1 protein-coding gene and 1 pseudogene are annotated in these 909 nt (G+C 51.0%); both read right to left on the reverse strand.

What is annotated here, in order from left to right; all coding sequences use genetic code 11:
* Positions 1-344: pseudogene (locus PORUE0001_RS10875) on the reverse strand (M13 family peptidase); the annotation flags it as partial.
* A 194-nt stretch (positions 345-538) separates the two neighbouring features.
* On the reverse strand, positions 539-909 hold a 371-nt coding region (locus PORUE0001_RS10880), incomplete at its 5' end, for a M13 family metallopeptidase N-terminal domain-containing protein (protein WP_007365432.1).

Here is a 909-nt window from a genome sequence, read left to right on the forward strand (position 1 = left end):
CAGCGAGAGCGATCGACAGGCTGACCAAGCTCAGACATGTTGAAGTCATGCTCAAACTGGATGGCACTGCGAACGTTATCCACAAAGCTCTTGTCCTCAGAGATATTGAGCTTAGAGTAGTCCTTCCACTTGTCAGGATAGCCGATCTTGACGGTGAAGTTAGAGAGCTTCTCAATAGCCTTCTGCTTCGTCTCGTCAGACATCCACTTGAGCTGAGAGATGCGATCCTTGAGGGCAGACTGGAGGTTGCTAACCATCGTCTTCATACGCTCCTTAGCCTCCTCGGGGAAGTACTTCTTGACATAGACCTCGCCGAGCGCCTCACCGAGCGTGCCATTGAGCAGATTGACTGCACGACGCCAGCTGGGTGCATCTCCTTGATACCAGAGAGTGTCTTGGAGTAGAAGTCAAAGTTGGCCTGTACAAAGTACGTCAGAGAGGTAGCCAGCATAGCCATCGATGGTCTGTGCTAAGACATAGTCCTTGAGAGCCTGTAGGTCTGCCGTGGGGAACCACTTGCTAAAGTCCTTGAAGAACTTTAGCTGACCAGCGTTCCAGACTCTAGACGTCTGAGGTTGCGTCCCTTGATGTAGCGTGCCCAGTCAAAGCCAGGGTTGTCAGCGACAAACTTCTTGATCTGAACCTTGTTGAAGTTGCGAGTGAGCATCACGCAGCTCCGTCTGTGAGTAGCACATCTTGGCGAGCTGAGTGCTGACGGCAATATTGTTTTCGCAATGCGCTGAGCCTCCTCGGCAGAGTAACCAGCTAGCTGAGCGATGCGCTCGATGTACTGATTGTATGCCTTGATGATCTCGCCATTCTTTGGATCTGTGTAGTACTCCTTGTTGCCCAGAGCTAGGCTTGTCTGTTTCAGGTTAAAGATGTTCATGTCACTATTCTCAGCATCAG

It is taken from the genome of Porphyromonas uenonis 60-3, from assembly GCF_000174775.1.
Classification (GTDB): domain Bacteria; phylum Bacteroidota; class Bacteroidia; order Bacteroidales; family Porphyromonadaceae; genus Porphyromonas; species Porphyromonas uenonis_A.